The organism is Amycolatopsis sp. WAC 04169 (genome assembly GCF_003947535.1).
GTDB lineage: Bacteria > Actinomycetota > Actinomycetes > Mycobacteriales > Pseudonocardiaceae > Amycolatopsis > Amycolatopsis keratiniphila.
Genome location: NZ_QHJI01000011.1, coordinates 65,830 through 82,229, shown reverse-complemented (window position 1 = coordinate 82,229; position 16,400 = coordinate 65,830). Strand labels below are relative to the sequence as shown.

Here is a 16,400-nt window from a genome sequence, read left to right as displayed (position 1 = left end):
CTTCGCGCGCCGGAAGACGGCACGCCGCTTCTACCTTTGGATAGAGGCGCCCACTGGTTCCGCTCCGTAATCTGGACGCACTGTGACCACCTCGCCGACCTTGACCCCGACCGGCCGGGTGCTGACCTGGTGTCTGCACCTGCTGCTCGTCGCCCTGCTCGCCCTCGCGGCCATCCGAGCCGTCGCGGGCGGCTCGTCGCATGCGGGAGCGATCGTCGCGACGGCGCTGCTGTGCGCCGTCGTGTACGCGGTCGGCCCGCTGCTGCCGCGCGTCAGGACGTCTCGGCGGGCCGCCCTGTGGTGGTTGATCGCGGTGGGTCTCGTGTGGCTGGCCCTGCTGGTGCTCACGGCCGACGGCGTCTGGGTCGCCTTCCCGTTGTACTTTCTGCAGTTGCATCTGTTGCCGCGCCGCCATGGCCTGATAGCGGTGATCGCGACCGCGCTCGCGGCGATCACCGCCTTCGCCGCCCACCAGGGCACGTTCGTCCCGGCGGCGGCGATCGGCCCGGCGTTGGGCGCCGCGGTCGCGGTCGCCGTCGTCTGGGGCTACCAGGCGCTGTACCGCGAAAGCGAACGACGGCGGAACCTGATCGACGAACTCACCGTCACCCGCGCCGATCTGGCCGAAGCCCAGCACACCGCGGGAGCGCTCGCCGAGCGGGAACGGCTGGCCCGCGAGATCCACGACACCCTGGCCCAAGGGCTGTCGAGCATTCAACTCCTGTTGCGCGCCGCGGAAAGAACCCTGCCCGACACCGCGGGAAACGCCGCCCGCTACGTCGAGCAGGCCCGTCAAGCGGCAGCCGACAACCTGGCCGAAGCCCGCCGCTTCGTCGTCGCCCTGTCACCGCCGGCACTCGACGACACCACGCTCGCCGACGCGCTGGAACGGCTGTGCGCCACCACCAGTGCCCGGCACCGCATCGCCGCGCGGTTCCGGTTCACCGGCACCCCGACTCCCCTGCCGACCGCGCACGAGGTCGCTCTGCTGCGCATCGGCCAGGCGGCACTCGCGAACACCGTCCGCCACGCGGGCGCGTCCACCGCCGAGGTCACCTTGTGCTACCTCGACGAGCACGTCACCCTCGAGGTCGTCGACAACGGTGTCGGTTTCCATCCGGAGCACAGCGGCTTCGGTCTGAGCGCGATGCGCACCCGCGCCGAAGCCCTGGACGGCACCCTCGACGTCGAGTCCTCCCCCGGCCACGGCACCGGGTTGTCCGTACGGCTGCCCGTCGAACCCAAGGAACGTCTGTGACCGAACCGCCGATCCGGCTCCTCGTGGCCGACGATCACCCGATCGTCCGGGCGGGCCTCCGCGCCCTGCTGGAAACCGAACCCGGTCTCGTCGTCACGGCCGAAGCCGCGACCGCGGAGGAAGCGGTGACCCGCGCCGCGGAAGGCGGCATCGACGTCGTGCTGATGGATCTGCGGTTCGGCCCCGGCATGACCGGCGCCGAAGCCACCGCGGTGATCACGGCGCGGCCGGGCGCTCCGCGCGTCCTGATCGTCACCACCTATGACACGGACGCCGACACGCTGCCCGCCATCGAAGCGGGCGCCACCGGCTATCTCCTCAAAGACGCTCCACCCGAAGAACTCGTGGCCGCCGTGCGGACCGCCGCCGCCGGACGCACCACACTCGCCCCGACCGTCGCCGACCGGCTGATGAACCGGATGCGAATGCCCACCGCCGCGCTGACGCTGCGCGAGATCGAAGTCCTGGTCCTGGTCGCCGACGGCCTCTCCAACCGGGCCATCGCGGAACGGCTCCACCTGACCGAAGGCACCGTGAAATCCCACCTCGCCCGCAGCTACACCAAACTCGGCGTCGACTCGCGCACGTCCGCCGTCGCCACCGCGACCGATCTGGGACTCATCCGCCGCTGACCGCCTGCTGCGGCAGGGGTTCCGGCTTCACGTCATGTACCGCAGGGCGAGCAGGGGCGCGGCACGTCTCGTGAGTGGCGATTCGGCTAGAGCGAAGGGGCCTTAAGTACCTACTGGATTTGGCTGTGGCTGACCACGGTTCAGGTCCGTGAAAGCCTCCTTGCCTACCCTGAAGGTAGTGAAGGAGGCCTTCACTACCTTCAGAGATCGCCACCTGCACCAGCAATCACCGCGGCGGCGCGTGCAGGCCCCCTTCCCCCGGCTCAGCCGAGGAAACTCGACCTTCACACCTTCCCCAAGTACATGAAGGCCCCCTTCCTTGCGCTAGGCGCAAGGAAGGGGGCCTTCATGTACTTGGGGTGCCCAACCCGGTGGTCGTGAGTGGCGTTTCGGGCTAGGGCTAACCGTGTCCTGAGTATCTACTGGCGGTCTTGCGTGACTGGACGGACGACTCACGGCGAAGGCTCCGCCGCGAGCGTGTCGTCCACCTGGTCACGTGTGTCGTCCGTCTGATCACACGTGCCGTCCGTCTAATCACGCGAAGCCACCGGCCCGGGACAGTGGTCGTGTGGCGATTCGGATAGCGAACCCGAATCACCACTCACGAGTTGATCAGCCTCCCAGCACGCCGCTGACCTCGTTCGGCGTTCCCGGGATCGTGCCGGTCGCGGTCTTCGTGCCGGAGGCGAGGTCGACCGAGTGGATCTCCTTCTTGCCGGGATCGGTGACGTAGGCGGTCCCGCCCCGGACGAAGATCGCCGGACGCGGCTGCTGCCACTCGATCGGCTCCTGCCAGGTTCCGATGACGGCGATCTTCTTCGTCACCGCGCCGGTCACCGGGTCGATCACGTGGATCTGACCGTCGGTGCCCAGCACCAGCGCCTCGCCCTGCGGGCCGCGGGCCAGCGAACGGAAGGTGTAGCTGGTCCCGATGTCGACGTGCTTGAGCGTCGCCTTCTCGGTGTCGATCAGCGAAATCCGGGTCGGACGTTCGAGCTCGGCCGCTTCGTCGACCTTGTAGTCGCCCAAGGTGATCGGCGAGACGTCGGAACCCGCCTGGTTGCCGATGCGCCCGTAGGCATCCGGGCTGGTCACCTTCGTGATCACACCGTTCCGGTAGATCAGCACGCCGGTCTGGCAGCCGACCACGATCGCTTCCCCGCGTGCGGCGGCTTCACCGTGCACGCCGGGGCACTGCTCGTTGCGCGCGATCTCCTTCTTGTCCTTGTCCAGCACCACGATCCCGGACCGCTTGTCCTTGTTCCCGACGGTGGTCACCAGTTCGCCGTTCTCGAGTTCGACGGCCACGCCGTGGTGTGCTTCCGGCGTCTTGTGCTTCGGTGCGGGGAAGGCCGCGGTGCCGATCGTCTTCGGATCGAAGACGGTCACTTCGCCGGTCCCGTCGGCGAACAGCACCGTCTTGCCGGCGTGGCGGACGACGTGCCCGGGCTTGGCCGCCTTCACCTCGTTGTCCGTCAGCACGGCGCCGACGGCGTCGAGGACCCGGAACCCGGTGGAGGTCGAGACCATGAGGTGCCGGTCGTTCCCGGCCGGGTTGAGCCGGTTGAAGCCTTCCAGCGGGAGGTTCTTCGCCACCTGCAGGGTCTTCCCGTCGAGGAGGACGATTCCGCCGTCATAGGTGACGGCCACCGGATTCGCGACGACCGGAGCCGGAGCGGCGTTCTTCCCCGGCTCCGCCGCCGGCTGTCCGGTCCCGCAGGCGGCGAGTGCGAGGGTGCTCGCCGTCGTCGCCATCAGCGCGAGATATCGGGTCTTCCGTGCCATTTCACTGTGCCTTTCGTCTGTTCCGATCAGGAACGGGTCAAACCGGTGGTGATCGATTCGGTGTTGGCGCGCATCATTTCCAGGTAGGTGGCCGCACCCTGGCCTGGTTCGCTGAGCGACTCGGAGAACAACGGGGCCACCTGGACGTGCAGCCCCGCCTGCTCGGCCAGTACCCGCGCGAGCCGGTCCGGCTGGGAGGAGTCCGCGAAGATCACCGGCACTCCCGCCGCGCGGACGGTGTCGGCGAGCGCTTTGAGATCCGAGGAACTGGGCGACGCGAGCGTCGTTCCACCGGGGATCACCGCGCCGACGACCTCGAAGCCGAACCGCTGGGCCAGGTAGCCGAACACGTGGTGATTCGTCACGAGCTTCCGGCGCTCGCGAGGGATCCCGCCGAACTTCTCGGTCATCATCCGGTCGAGTGCTTCGATCTCCCCGCGATAGCGTTCTGCGTTCGCACGGATGACCGACTCGTCGACGCCGCCGACATGGGCGACGACCTCGTCCGCGATCGTCTTCACCGCGTCGCGTACCCGTGCCGGATCCGTCCAGAAATGCGGGTCCGGCTTGTTGTCGGCGTAACTGATCGGGTTCACCCGCTCCCCGGCGGGCAGCGCCGGTACGCCGTTTTCCTCGGCGGTGCGGACGGTGCGCAGCATCCCCTCTTCCAGCCCGAGTCCGTTGTAGACGATCAGGCCGGCCCGCTCGACCTGCGCGGCTTGCTGTGCGGAGATACCGAACGAGTGCGGGTCGGCGTTCGGCTTCATCAACACGGTCACTTCGGCCTGATCGCCGACGACGGCGCGGGTGATGTCGCCGAGGATGTTCGTGGTGACGACGACCGACTTGCCGCCCCCGCCGCTTCCGGAACACCCCGCCACCGCCAGCAACGCCACCGCGAGCAGGGCGAGTACGCGGCGCCTCATCGGCCGGTCTCCACGATGTGGCCCGCATTGCCGCCGACCTTCAAGGTCCTGGCACGCCGGAGGTTGTCGTTGTAGTCGATTTCGTACACCTCCGCGGACAGCGGGTTGTTGAGGTAGGCGCGCGTCGAATCGACCTGGATCGTGGCGGCGGCGGTCCCTTCCGGGGTCAGGAGCGGGATCGCCGTCTGTTCCTTTCCGGTGCTGTCGAAGGAGCGCAGCTTCCCGTCCCGGGTGAGGACCAGTAGCGGGCCGCCCTCACCGACGGCGTTCACCGCGGCGACCGGTCCGGTCTCGACGTGTTGCCAGCTCCGGCGCCCGACGTCCAGCGACCACACAGCGGAGTCACCCGCACGGGCGGCCAGCGTGGCACCACCCGGACGATGGAAGAAGGCCGTGGCGCGTTCCTGCGCGGTGACGCTGCGCGGATACGGGATCTTCGCCCCGGCGAACGCACCGTCCTTTTCGGTCACCAGCAGGGCGCCGTCCGCGCATCCGAAGACGACACCACGCCTGGTCACCGCCTGGCCGCGCAGCTCCGGACACGGCTGGTCGATCTCGGCCACGGCCTTGCCCTGGCGGTCGTGGACACGCACTCCGCGGGCGAACGGCTTTCCGTCGTCCGTCACCGTGGCGATGATGTGTTCGCCGTACGGGATGGCGACGCCGGTATGCGTGATCTTCCCCAGTTCGGTGACGGTCCCCTTGTCCAGCGCGGCCCGGTCGAGCAGTGTCGTCGTTCCGTCCGAATAGGACAGTGCGGAGACCGCGGTATCGCTGTATGCCGCCGACAGCTGCTTGCCCGGCGCCACTCCGACATCGCGGACCTTCGCCCGGTAGTAGTGGACGTGGTCGCCGTGGTCGACCATCCAGGATCCGCTGTCGATCACCCGGATCGTGCCGTCGCCCGCGGTCAGGTAGCCGAAGCGGCCGTCTCCGGTCACGGCGCGCACGCCGTCGACGCGTCCGACTTCGTGGACCTCCTCGGTGATGAGGTCCACGACCCGCACCGCACCTGTGTCCGAGTCGGCGACGATCAGCCGTGACTGTGCCTCGGCCGCTTCCTCGGCACCTTCGACATAGCCATGAGGGACTTCCGGGGGCACCTCCTTCGGCTGCTCCCCGCCGCACGCCGCCAAGGTCAGCGCCGCGACGACGGCCGTCACTGCTTTCAGTTTCATCGTGAGCACTCGATCTCCGGTGTCAGGGAACGGAATCGCTGTCGTACGAAGGACAGGAACGCGGAAAGGAAGAACAGGAGGACCGCGCCGGCGGCGATGGTCGCGCCCGCCGCGGTGCCCCAATGCCAGGACACGAGCAGGCCGCCGACCGTGGCGGCGATGCCGAGCAGCGCCGCGATGAGCATGATCGTGGTGATCCGCCGCGACCAGAAGAGCGCCGCCGCGGCGGGGGCGATGAGCAGGCCGAACACCAGCAGCGTCCCCACCACACGGAACGACGCGACGATCGTCAGCGTGACCAGCCCGAGCAGCACGGCGTTCGCGAGCCGTGGCCGCAGCCCCAGGGTGTGCGCTTTGCGGACGTCGAAGGTGAGTGCGGTGAACGAGCGATGTCCCACCAGCGCCACCACCCCCACGACGAGCAGGGTGATCGCGAGCCCCACCAGGTCCCCGGATCCGACGGCGAGTACGTCACCGAACAGGAATCCGGTGAGATCGACGGCGAACGACCGCGAGTGCGACACGATGATCACGCCGCTCGCGAGCATGCCAACGAACAGCAGCCCGATCGTGGTGTCCTCCGACAGCCGCCGTGAACGCCCGAGCGCCGTCACCCCGAGGGCCATCACCCCGGCGCTGATCGCCGCACCGACCAGCAGGTTCACGCCGGTCAGCGAGGCGATCGCCACGCCGGGCAACATGCCGTGCGACATCGCGTCGCCGATGAACGCCATACCGCGCAACACCACCCAGGTACCCACGACCGCGCACACCGCCGAAACGAGCACTCCCGCCACCAGCGCACGCTGCACGAACGAGACCTCGAAGGGGATCAGCAACCACTCCACCCGTCACACTATAGTGGTAATGATTGTCATTATCTGAAAGAGGGTGGGATGACTCCGGACACAACGGCGCTCACGATCGACCGGGCGCACGCCCATTACGGCTCCCGCGAGGTACTCCGCGGGATCACCGCCCAGATCCCGTCGGCGCGACTAACCGCGGTCGCAGGAGCGAACGGCGCGGGCAAGTCGTCGCTGCTCAACCTCGTCGCGGGAGTGCTCCCGCCGACCAGCGGTTCGGTGACCCGCCGGGATCCGGGTCGCGTCGCCTACGTGACCCAGCAGAGCGAGGTGTCGCGATCGCTGCCGATCACCGTGCGTGCCACCGTCACGATGGGCCGTTGGGCACACCGAGGCCACTGGCGGCGATTGTCCAAATTGGACCGAAAGATCGTCGGAGAATGCCTGGAACTGCTGGAGATCACGTCGATCGCGGACCGGCCGATCGGCATGTTGTCCGGCGGGCAGCGGCAACGGGCGCTGGTCGCGCAGGGGCTCGCCCAGCGAGCCGCGCTGCTCCTGCTCGACGAGCCGTCGGCAGGTCTCGACCTGCACGCCCGCCGCCTGATCGACGAGGCCCTGCGCGTCACACTCGCCGAGGGCACGACGGTTCTGCGGGTCACGCACGACCTCGAAGTCGCGGGCCGGGCCGATCACTGCCTGCTGCTACAGGACGGCCGCCTCGTCGGCGAGGGCGCGCCCGCATCGGTACTGACGCCTGAACGGGTCGCGGAAGCCTGGGGGCTTCCGGCCGACATCCGGTCAGGAGCCGCCGATGCCCGCTAGGGTGTACCCGTGGAAGCGACGTGGCCCCCGGCGCTGGCCGAGCATCTCGAACGCCTGCAAACCCGCGTCGGCCTCGAACTCCCACCCGAACTGCTCACCTGGTGGGCCCTCATGGACGGCTTCGACGACCACGGAGCAGGGAACCGATCCGTAGAGCTGATCCCGAAGGGCTACTCGCCCCTGTCGGTGGCGCACGCCGAGGAGGAGTACGCCAGACAATCGCAGTACCCCGACCCAAACTGTTGCACCCCTGAAGGAACGCACCGCAAGCAGGCGGGCGCAAACGGATTCCCTTACTGCACAGCGGTTCTTCCTATTGGCCGAGCGATCGACGGCGGCCTGCTTTGCGTCGATCTCCGGCAGGGCGAGCGCCACGGTGTGGTCATGGAGTGGTACGCCAGCGAAGGGATCTACGACTCCGACTGGGCAAGCGTCACCGAGATCCTCGACGAGATCGCCGAGCGGCTCGACAGCGAACGGTGACCTTCATTCGCCGAGCAGTGTCTTAACTGCCTCGCGCGCCTGACGCGCCGGCGCGGGGTCGCCGCTGATGCCCGCCGTCACGATCGCCCCTTCGGCGAGCAGGTAGACCGGTTCCGCGACCGGCCGTCCGGTGGCCCGCACCCAGTTCTCGATCTGCCGGTGGAACGCCCGCTTGTGAGCCCGCACTTCGGCCAGTACCGCCCCGGACGACGGGCCGAATTCGCCGTGGGCGTTGATCCAGGCGCAGCCGCGGAAGCCGGGTTCGGCGAACCACTCGGCGAGCCAATCGAAGATCGCGAGCACCCGCTCCCTGGGGTCCTCGACCTGTTCCACCTGGGCGGCCAGGCTGCCCCGCCAACGCTCATCACGGCGTTTGAGCATCGCCACCACGAGGTCTTCCTTGGCTTCGAAGAACCGGTAGATCCGCTTGAGTGAGAGGCCGGACGCCGCGCGGACCTGATCCATGCCGACCGCCTGGATGCCGTGCTCGTAGAAGAGTTTCTCGGCGGCATCGAGCAGGGCTTCGCGGTCCACGCGGTTCTGCTCGTCGGTGACGGCGGCCGGCATCGGTACTCCCTTGACGTCGAGAACGGTCGTTCCCTACTGTAGGCGCCAGACGTAGAGAACGTACGTTCTCCACCCAAGGAGGTTCGACCATGACGGAAGATCGCCCGCCCTACCCGCCGTTCACCCGGGAGACGGCGCTGCGGAAGGTGCAAGCGGCGGAGGACGCCTGGAACACCCGCGATCCCCGGAAGGTGTCATCGGCGTACACGCCCGACTCCGTTTGGCGGAATCGCGACACCTTCGTCCGGGGCCGCGAGGAGATCGTCACGTTCCTGACCGCGAAGTGGGAACGAGAGCTGGATTACGCGCTGCGCAAGAATCTCTGGACATTCACCGAGAACCGGATCGCCGTCCGCTTCCAGTACGAATGGCACGACCGGGCCGGGCAGTGGTGGCGCAGCTACGGCAACGAACTCTGGGAGTTCGACGAGCGCGGCCTGATGAGCCGTCGCGAGGCGAGCATCAACGACGTCGCGATCCCCGAGACCGAGCGACGCATCTTCGGCCCGCGCCCGCAGGAGTAGCACGGCGACGCATTCCCGCTCCGTTAGTCCACGATCGCGGAGATCTCCCACAGCCCCAGGGACTTGTCGGCGTACGCACCACCCTCTTCGGTGCACCCCTCGACCAGTACCGCCAGCGGCTCGGGGAATCCGAACGGTTCCCGGCACAGGTTCAGCGGCCGCCAGTCACCGGTCACGATGTCGGCGTTGGTGCCCAAGTCGGTGAAAGTCGTGGTCAGCAGGTACCGGGAACCGCTCCGCCGGAGGTTGTGCAACGCCCGCTCGATGTCGGCGAAACTCAGATGGACCAGACAATCCCGGCACAGCACGAGATCGGCCTGCGGCAGCGGATCGGCGGTCAGATCGAGCACCCGGAACTCGTGGACCGGATCGTCCCGGAACCGCTCGGCGTTCAGCTCGACCAGATCGGGCACGATGTCCGCACCGATGTACCGGTCCAGATCGATATCCACCTCGCTGAGCCAGCCGTAGTCGCCGCATGGAAGATCCAGCAACGTCCGGACCCCGAAGCGATCGAGGAGCAGCGGCAACTGATCGCTCAGCTCTCGCGTCTGGACGGCCTCGGAGCCGGGCCCGGAGGCCGACGATGAACTCCACAACCGGGAGCGGAAGATGTAGGTGAAACGATCCTGGGTCCCCATGCTTTCCAGCTCTTCGGCGACCCGCCGGAAGTTACGCTGCGCCGTGGTGATCGGTCGTTCGTCCACTTCCGCATCGTAATCGACCTTGGGGCAGGCGCATGACCGATTGGGATTCCGAACGAAACGGGTTGCTCGCCGCGAGCGCGGATGCCTTGGCCAGGACGGCATTGACGAACGTCGTGCGCGAGTATCCACACCACGAAAGCCACTGGCACCTCGAAGGCGTGCCCATCCTCTCCCCTCGGCTCGCGCACCCGTGTTTCTACGGCAGTTTCGATTGGCATTCGTGCGTCGAGATGTTCTGGGTGCTCGTACGCCTGCTCCGCCATCACAGCGACGTCGTACCCGCCGAGGAGATACGCGGCGTTCTCGACGAACACCTGACCGCCGAGGCGCTCGCGGGCGAGGTCGCTTTCTTCTCCCCCGAGGAGCACCGCACCACCCAGCGCCCATACGGCTGGTCGGCGTTGCTGGAGCTGACCTTCGAAGTCGCCACCTGGGATGACCCGGACGCCTCGCGTTGGTCGACGGGGCTGCGAGAGTTGAGCGCGATCTTCGTGAACCGCTACCTCGACTGGCTGCCCAAGGCCACTTACCCGATCCGGTACGGGGTCCATGACAACGGCGCGTTCGGACTGTCCCGTGCCCTGCCCTACGCGCGCCATCTCGCCGACCACGGCGACCCGCGGCTGCACCAACTCCTCACCGAGACGGCCTGGCGCTGGTTCGGATTTGACCGCGACTACCCCGGCTCCTGGGAACCCTCCGGAGCCGACTTCCTGTCCCCCGCCCTCGCCGAAGCCGAACTCATGTCCCGGCTGCTGCCCGCGGCCGAGTTCGCTGCGTGGCTGGACGGCTTCCTGCCCGGCGTCGCGGAACGGAAACCCGCGGCACTCTTCACGCCGGTGACCGTGACCGACACCTCGGACGGACTGCTCGCCCACCTGCACGGGCTCAACCTGCACCGGGCCTGGTGCTGGCACCGGCTCGCACGCGCCCTTCCGGCCGATGACGAACGAATCCCGGCCGTACTCGAAGCCACGCGCACGCACACCCACGCCTCATTGACACAGGCGACCGGCGGCGCCTACATGGTCGAGCACTTCCTCGCCTACTACGCGCTCCTTCTGCTCGACTGAGTCCACCCGTTCAGACCAGTCACTCGCTGTTGGTAAGCCGAGCGGGTCGACAATGGGCGACCAAACACCTGAACGAGTGAACCGAACGTGAGCATGGCTGCTCGAATCGCGCCGAGGCTGCCCGAAGTTCGACCGTACCCGGCAGTTGCGATCAGCATTTCGCATTTGGCGAAAGCGACACGCTCGAAGCGGAAGATCTTAGTCTCCACCAGGGAAGTGGACGACAACTGCACGTTTCCCGCCGACGCCGGAATGGCAACTTGCCAAGCCTTCGACGGCACTGGTCCATTCGGCCTCACCCGCTACTTTTAGTAGTTTTCGGGGTCACCCAGACCGTTGAGCGACGCGTGTATACCGTTCAGCGCGACACACGCTGTACGACTGAACGGTCACAGTCCGCTTTCGCCAAGATGTCCTCAGCCGCACCGGTCAAGAACCGGTAACGCACGCGTGGCCCCCTGCTGTCACAGGAGGCCACGCGGATGTCCGTACGCAAGCTCGCAAGAACAAGGACAGGACGGTCGTGACCATACAGCCTGATAACACGAAGACACCAGACAACGGACCGCCCCAACGGGTCAAAGTCGTCATCGAACACGTCGAAAAGCCGGCCCGGCGAGTCGCGACGTCCGCGGAGATGATCCGCGCGGCGCGGCCGCTGCTGAGGACGCCGGGCCGCCATCGCAAGGTACAGAGCCGCGACAGCTGGCTCTGCCTGGCGATGGCGGTCCTCGCCGGCTGGGCGCCGACACTGCGGATGTGCCTCCTGCTGACGGTCGGCGGCGCGATCGTCGTCGGCGTCGTCGAGATCAGCACGCCGGAGGTCGGAGTGTCGGCGGGGACCAGCGTCGGTCTCCTGACTCTCTTCTGTGCCTGGATTGTCAAGGCCCGGCAAGGTAAACAGCGGCGAGAGCCGAGTCTGTAGCCGAATTCCGCCCCGTGTCCGCCGTATCGCGGGCACGGGGCGCGGCAATGTCGGAAAATCTCCACGCCCGTTCGGTGTCTTCCGGTTGAATGATCGCGAAGTCCCGACATGTGAGGAGATCTCGTGCGGAGAGCTAGAAGACTGGGGGCCCTGGCCGTTTCGGTGCTGGCAGCGGCCACGACACTGGGCGGCTCGGCGTCGGCCGAAACCGTGCAGTCGTTCCACACCTCGCTCGACCCCGCTTCGGTGCGGGAGTCGGTGCGCTATCTCGTCGAGAACTACCGAGTGAGCGAACAGGAGGCGTTGCGCCGCCTGGAATTGCAGACCGACGGCGGCAAGCTGGACGAGCTGCTGCGCCGCGATCGCGGCGCCGAGTACGGCGGCATGTGGCTCGACCAGGACAAGGGGCAGCTGGTCGTGGCGATGACCAGGCCCGCCGCGGCCGAGCCGTATCTGCGCGCGATGCCCGCCCGTTCCTCCGTTCGCACGCAACAGGTCCGGCATTCGCTGCAGCAGCTGACGGCGGCGAAGGAACGCGTTGCCGCCAAGGTCGGCGCGGGACCGGACGCGGTCTACCTGCCGTCGGTGAGCGAGTCGGAAAACCGTGTCGTGCTTTGGGAACGCGACTGGGTGGCGCGGGAAAAGATCGCCGCGTCGACCGAGACGAACACCGCGCAACGGGCCGCGTCGGAGGAATCCGGCATGGTCGTCTCCCGGGTACTGAAGAATCCGAACGCGCTGGCCACGCCGAACGTGGATCTCGGCTTCTGTCACCCGCTCTACTGCACGAACTACGGTCCGATGCGGGGCGGCCTCCGACTGGACATGAAGCGGGACGACGGCACCTGGGGCGGCTGCACCAGCGGTTTCAACCTGCGGTCCACCGGGGGCGGTTTCCCCGGCAAGGGCTGGGTGCTCACCGCCGGCCACTGCATGCGGACGAAGACCAACAACACGCCGACCCAGCACAACGGCAATGACGTCCTGCAGCAGCACGGCATCGAGAAGAGCTCGTATCCGTACGACTACGCGGCCCTGCCGTACGTCAACGACGCGACGTCGACGAAGTGGCTCGAAGGCCAGACCGGCCGCAACCGGGTGCTGAAGTACTGCCGCAACGGCGGCATGGACAGCAACGGCGACACCCCGTGCGGCGCACAGGCCACCTCGGTCGACGAGTACATCACCGGCGCGCGCAAGCTCGCCGAGATCAAGGCCGGGTATGTCGTCTGCGCGTCCGGAACGGCGTCGAGCAAGGTGAACTACCCCGATTCCGTCGACAGCGGTGCGGGTGCGGGCTACCTCGTCGGGACCCGCTGCGGGCGGGTCCTCTCCACGGACGTCGGCATCAACACCGACCTGTGCGCTCGTCCCGGCGACAGCGGCGGACCGCTGTTCAGCCAGGCCGACCACGCGGCGCTGGGCATCCTGGTCGGCAACCAGCAGTCCCGGTCGGGCCCCTGCCAGGCCGGTGAGCTGAACAACTACGCGCCGATCGAGACGATCACCACCGATCTCAGCGAGCGGATCGCGAGCCAGGGATCCACCTTCGCGGTGATCACGACTCCGAACGGCTGATCGCCCGGAAGGCCCCCTTCATCGCGGACGCGGTGAAGGGGGCCTTCACGTCACCTGGTCAGCAAGGGACCTTCGTAGCGCAACGCGTCATCCTCGCCGTACACCCGGACCGTCAGCTCCGGCGGCTCCCAGGGCGCGAACACTTCGTCGATCGTCCGGGGCGCCGGCCCCAGGTCCACGTCGACGGCGAAGGTGAGCGCCACGATCTCGGCCTGGACGACGGCGCCGTCCGCGTCGGCCACCTCCAGCCGGGTCACCCCGGGGTCGATCGCGCCCAGCGCGCCCGGCCGCGCGCTCCACACCGCGAACCCTCGCTCTGTGGTGTCACTCCCGTATCCGGTGCTCATGATGTTGAACAGCGTGCTTTCTCCCGCCCGGAAGATGCACTCCGCCTCGACACCCGAATCCTTGTAGGCCAGCATCCGCCCCTCTCCGGTGCTGGTCCCGATCCGGGCTCCGGTGTGCCACCCCTCGTAGGACACCTGCTCCGCCGATCCCGAGGACGGGTAAAGCTCGGTGAGGGCCGTCAGTTCGGCGATCCACTGGTCGGTTTGTTCATCACTTGCCGGGGCCACTACGCGTGTGCCCTCCTCTCCGACTGTCCACAATGGTCACCATCGAGGCTGGCACACCCCGATGTCGATCACATCGGGGTTTCCCCGGAGATCGCTCCACCGACTGCACGGTTCGGTGCAACCGGCGCCGACGGCTAGGCCGAGCAGAGCAATCTCGCGGGATCCCCGTCATGGGTGATCCGGTCGCCCGTCGGAGTGTCGCCGGGACAAACCGGCGACACTCCGACGCAGAGGGGTACGGCTGATGACCGCGCAGCGCACGATCACGGACGAGATCGGCGAAATCGGTGTCTGGCTGATGGGCGAGTTCGGCGGCCGCCTGCCCGCGAACGTGATCAGCCGGGTGCTCAACGCGAGCAAGCGCGACCTCGAAGGCCGTATCGATCCCGAAGAGCTGGGCGAGATGTTCCATACCCTCTGCCGTTTCCGGCTTCAGCGGATCCTTGCCGCGGACGAGCGGATCACGATCAAGATCCCCGGCGCTCGCCTGTCGTGATGGTCTTCAACTCGACGTACTGAGCGAGGCCCGCCGCACCGTATTCACGGCCGATGCCGCTGGCCTTGTAGCCGCCGAAGGGCCCGTCGAAGCCGATCGGCGCCCCGTTGACGGTGACCGTCCCGGTGCGCATCCGCCGCGCGACGGCGAGCGCCCGGTCTTCGTCTGCCGACCAGACACCGCCGGAGAGCCCGTACTCGGAGTCGTTGGCGATGCGGACCGCGTCGTCCTCGTCCGTATAGGGGATGACGACCAGCACCGGCCCGAAGATCTCCTCTTGGGCGATGCGCATCGTGCTGTCGACGTCGGCGAACAACGTCGGCGTGACGTAGTTGCCCTTCTCCAGCCCTTCGGGGATCTCGGAGCCGCCGGTGACCAGCCGCGCGCCCTCGGCGACCCCGATCTCGATGTAATCGCGTACCCGTTGTTGCTGGCCCGGCCGCACCATCGGGCCGATGAAGGTCTTCTCGTCGGCCGGGTCGCCGACCACGAGCGACTCCATCATCTGCTTGAGCCCGCTCACGATCTCCTCGTACCGGCTGCGCGGCGCGAGGATCCGTGTCTGCGCGATGCAGGCTTCGCCGTTATTGAGCAGCGATCCGAACTTCAGCCCGGCGATCACGTCTTCGAGGACGGCATCGGGCAGGATCACCGCCGCGGACTTCCCGCCCAGCTCCAGGCTGACCCGCTTCAGCCGCTCCCCCGCCAGCGACGCGATCCGGCGGCCGGCGGCGGTCGAGCCGGTGAACGCGATCTTGTCGACACCGGGGTGCTTGACCAAGTACTCGCTGGTCTCCCGGTCCGCGGGCAGGACGCTGATCACCCCGGACGGCAGCCCGGCCTCCGCGAGGAGGTCCGCGAGCAGGCTCATGCTGAGCGAATTCTCCGGCGAGACCTTGAGGACGACGGTGTTCCCCGCGAGCAGCGCCGGGACGATCTTGGCCATCGACGCCGAAAACGGCGAGTTCCACGGGATGATCGCGGCGACCACGCCGATCGGCTCCCGGCGCACGATCGAACGGAACGGCGCGGACGGGTCCGAGGGCGTGAGCGTCTCCTCCCAGCCGAATTCCTCCGCCGCCTTCAGATACGAGACGGCGAGCCGCCCCACTCCGGGCTGTCCGGCCTTGGTGAACCAGAGCGCGGAGCCGTTCTCGGCCGAGATGAGCTCGGCGATCTCGTCCGCGCGGGACTCTCGCAGCGCGTTCAGCCGCCGAAGCACCGCGATGCGTTCCTCCGGCGGGGTGTGCGGCCACGGACCTTCGTCGAACGCGGCCCTCGCCACGGCGACGGCACGGTCGATGTCGGCCGGAAGCGCTTGGACGACACGTCCGAGAACCGACTGGTCGTGCGGGGACACGATGTCCAGCCGTGTCGGATCGCTCGGCGCCGTCCACTCGCCTCCGATGAAGAGCCTGTCGTTCGTGATCATCGTTCCGCCTCCATATCTGACACAAGTATGTAGCACTTATGACGGCTAACGACACAGGCGCGTGATACATTCCCGGAATGAGAGCCGACGCGACGCGCAATCTCGAAGCCGTCCTGACCACCGGCGCGCGCATGCTCGCTCACGATCCCTCGGCCAGCATCAGCGCGATCGCCGCCGAAGCGGGTGTCGACAGGCGCACGGTCTATCGCCGCTTCGCCTCCCGCGAAGAGCTCTTGGCCGCCATCTACGACTCACGGCTGAACGCGGTCGAGCAGGTCGTCCGTGCCGCCCGGTTCACCGAGACGGCGGTCCCCGTGGCCTTGCACCGTTACGTCGAGGGCATCATCGAGGTCAACCGGGCCTGGCCGGTCGAATTGACCCGGATGCGCGCCGAACCCGCCATCCAGGACCGCCGGAACCGGCTCTCCGCCGAGGTGGACACGTTCCTCCAACGGGCCACCGACGAAGGTTTCCTCCGCGCGGACGTCCCGGACGGCTGGGCGGGCAGGCTGCTGATCCAGCTCCTCCACCTCGCATCACAGGAGGACATGGACGCCCCGCGTGCCGCCGATCTGCTCGTCGAGACCTTCCTGAGCGGGATCGGCGTTCGCTAAGAACTTCGTCACCCCG

The 16,400-nt window shown here is 67.8% G+C and carries 18 protein-coding genes; 10 read left to right on the top strand and 8 right to left on the bottom strand.

Annotation, left to right across the window (positions count from 1 at the left end; all coding sequences use genetic code 11):
- Nucleotides 1-82 precede the first annotated feature (82 nt).
- Together DMC61_RS29885 and DMC61_RS29880 are read left to right on the top strand one after the other, a co-directional pair.
- Nucleotides 83-1,258 carry a sensor histidine kinase gene (locus DMC61_RS29885; RefSeq protein WP_125693270.1) on the top strand — a complete coding sequence of 392 codons (1,176 nt, stop codon included), beginning with the start codon at nucleotides 83-85 and terminating at the stop codon, nucleotides 1,256-1,258.
- Nucleotides 1,255-1,890, top strand: coding sequence for a response regulator transcription factor (locus DMC61_RS29880; RefSeq protein WP_016334378.1), 636 nt, complete (start codon nucleotides 1,255-1,257; stop codon nucleotides 1,888-1,890). The genes DMC61_RS29885 and DMC61_RS29880 overlap by 4 nt, the downstream gene beginning before the upstream one ends.
- A 612-nt stretch (nucleotides 1,891-2,502) precedes the next feature.
- Here DMC61_RS29880 and aztD read toward each other — a convergent pair.
- The 4 genes from aztD to aztB are packed head-to-tail and all read right to left on the bottom strand — an operon-like array spanning nucleotide 2,503 to nucleotide 6,627.
- Nucleotides 2,503-3,675: a zinc metallochaperone AztD gene (aztD, locus tag DMC61_RS29875; RefSeq protein ID WP_125693268.1), complete on the bottom strand. Its 1,173-nt coding sequence runs from the start codon at nucleotides 3,673-3,675 to the stop codon at nucleotides 2,503-2,505.
- A gap of 26 nt (nucleotides 3,676-3,701) precedes the next feature.
- A complete protein-coding gene (gene aztC, locus DMC61_RS29870; protein WP_125693266.1) occupies nucleotides 3,702-4,601 on the bottom strand; it encodes a zinc ABC transporter substrate-binding protein AztC in 900 nt (299 codons plus the stop codon).
- Nucleotides 4,598-5,779: a hypothetical protein gene (locus DMC61_RS29865; RefSeq protein ID WP_125693264.1), complete on the bottom strand. Its 1,182-nt coding sequence runs from the start codon at nucleotides 5,777-5,779 to the stop codon at nucleotides 4,598-4,600. Before DMC61_RS29865 ends, aztC begins: the two co-directional genes overlap by 4 nt.
- Nucleotides 5,776-6,627, bottom strand: coding sequence for a zinc ABC transporter permease AztB (gene aztB / locus DMC61_RS29860; RefSeq protein ID WP_125693262.1), 852 nt, complete (start codon nucleotides 6,625-6,627; stop codon nucleotides 5,776-5,778). The genes DMC61_RS29865 and aztB overlap by 4 nt, the downstream gene beginning before the upstream one ends.
- 48 nt (nucleotides 6,628-6,675) lie before the next feature.
- Between aztB and aztA the strand changes: the two genes are divergently transcribed.
- Nucleotides 6,676-7,410 (top strand): zinc ABC transporter ATP-binding protein AztA, encoded by a 735-nt coding sequence (aztA, locus tag DMC61_RS29855; RefSeq protein ID WP_125693260.1) that lies wholly within the window; start codon nucleotides 6,676-6,678, stop codon nucleotides 7,408-7,410.
- 9 nt (nucleotides 7,411-7,419) lie between these two features.
- Nucleotides 7,420-7,893 (top strand): SMI1/KNR4 family protein, encoded by a 474-nt coding sequence (locus DMC61_RS29850; protein ID WP_125693258.1) that lies wholly within the window; start codon nucleotides 7,420-7,422, stop codon nucleotides 7,891-7,893.
- Between the two features lie 3 nt (nucleotides 7,894-7,896).
- Here the strand turns inward: DMC61_RS29850 and DMC61_RS29845 are convergent, their stop codons facing one another.
- A complete protein-coding gene (locus DMC61_RS29845; RefSeq protein ID WP_125693257.1) occupies nucleotides 7,897-8,460 on the bottom strand; it encodes a TetR/AcrR family transcriptional regulator in 564 nt (187 codons plus the stop codon).
- Between the two features lie 89 nt (nucleotides 8,461-8,549).
- On the opposite strand from DMC61_RS29845, the gene DMC61_RS29840 reads away from it, so the two are divergent.
- A complete protein-coding gene (locus tag DMC61_RS29840; protein ID WP_125693255.1) occupies nucleotides 8,550-8,984 on the top strand; it encodes a nuclear transport factor 2 family protein in 435 nt (144 codons plus the stop codon).
- A 23-nt stretch (nucleotides 8,985-9,007) separates the two neighbouring features.
- Here DMC61_RS29840 and DMC61_RS29835 read toward each other — a convergent pair whose 3' ends face one another.
- Entirely contained in the window at nucleotides 9,008-9,691 is a 684-nt protein-coding gene (locus DMC61_RS29835; protein WP_125693253.1) for a class I SAM-dependent methyltransferase, read from the bottom strand.
- Between the two features lie 32 nt (nucleotides 9,692-9,723).
- Here DMC61_RS29835 and DMC61_RS29830 point away from each other — a divergent pair, with 32 nt between their 5' ends.
- From DMC61_RS29830 to DMC61_RS29820, 3 genes are all read left to right on the top strand, one after another.
- On the top strand, nucleotides 9,724-10,764 hold the full coding sequence (locus DMC61_RS29830) for a DUF2891 domain-containing protein (RefSeq protein WP_125693251.1): 1,041 nt from the start codon (nucleotides 9,724-9,726) through the stop codon (nucleotides 10,762-10,764).
- Between the two features lie 523 nt (nucleotides 10,765-11,287).
- Complete coding sequence (locus tag DMC61_RS29825) at nucleotides 11,288-11,689, top strand: hypothetical protein (protein ID WP_233595008.1); 402 nt, start codon at nucleotides 11,288-11,290, stop codon at nucleotides 11,687-11,689.
- 123 nt (nucleotides 11,690-11,812) lie between these two features.
- Nucleotides 11,813-13,267, top strand: coding sequence for a trypsin-like serine protease (locus DMC61_RS29820; protein WP_233595007.1), 1,455 nt, complete (start codon nucleotides 11,813-11,815; stop codon nucleotides 13,265-13,267).
- Nucleotides 13,268-13,317: 50 nt separating this feature from the next.
- On the opposite strand, the gene DMC61_RS29815 is transcribed toward DMC61_RS29820, so the two are convergent.
- On the bottom strand, nucleotides 13,318-13,842 hold the full coding sequence (locus DMC61_RS29815) for a hypothetical protein (RefSeq protein WP_125693249.1): 525 nt from the start codon (nucleotides 13,840-13,842) through the stop codon (nucleotides 13,318-13,320).
- A 244-nt stretch (nucleotides 13,843-14,086) separates the two neighbouring features.
- Between DMC61_RS29815 and DMC61_RS29810 the strand changes: the two genes are divergently transcribed.
- Nucleotides 14,087-14,338, top strand: a complete 252-nt coding sequence (locus DMC61_RS29810) for a hypothetical protein (RefSeq protein WP_072027095.1) — start codon at nucleotides 14,087-14,089, stop codon at nucleotides 14,336-14,338.
- Here DMC61_RS29810 and DMC61_RS29805 read toward each other — a convergent pair.
- Complete coding sequence (locus DMC61_RS29805; RefSeq protein ID WP_125693247.1) at nucleotides 14,310-15,770, bottom strand: aldehyde dehydrogenase; 1,461 nt, start codon at nucleotides 15,768-15,770, stop codon at nucleotides 14,310-14,312. The two genes, DMC61_RS29810 and DMC61_RS29805, sit on opposite strands and share 29 nt — an antisense overlap.
- Nucleotides 15,771-15,847: 77 nt before the next feature.
- Here DMC61_RS29805 and DMC61_RS29800 point away from each other — a divergent pair, with 77 nt between their 5' ends.
- Entirely contained in the window at nucleotides 15,848-16,384 is a 537-nt protein-coding gene (locus DMC61_RS29800; protein ID WP_125693245.1) for a TetR/AcrR family transcriptional regulator, read from the top strand.
- Nucleotides 16,385-16,400: the final 16 nt, after the last annotated feature.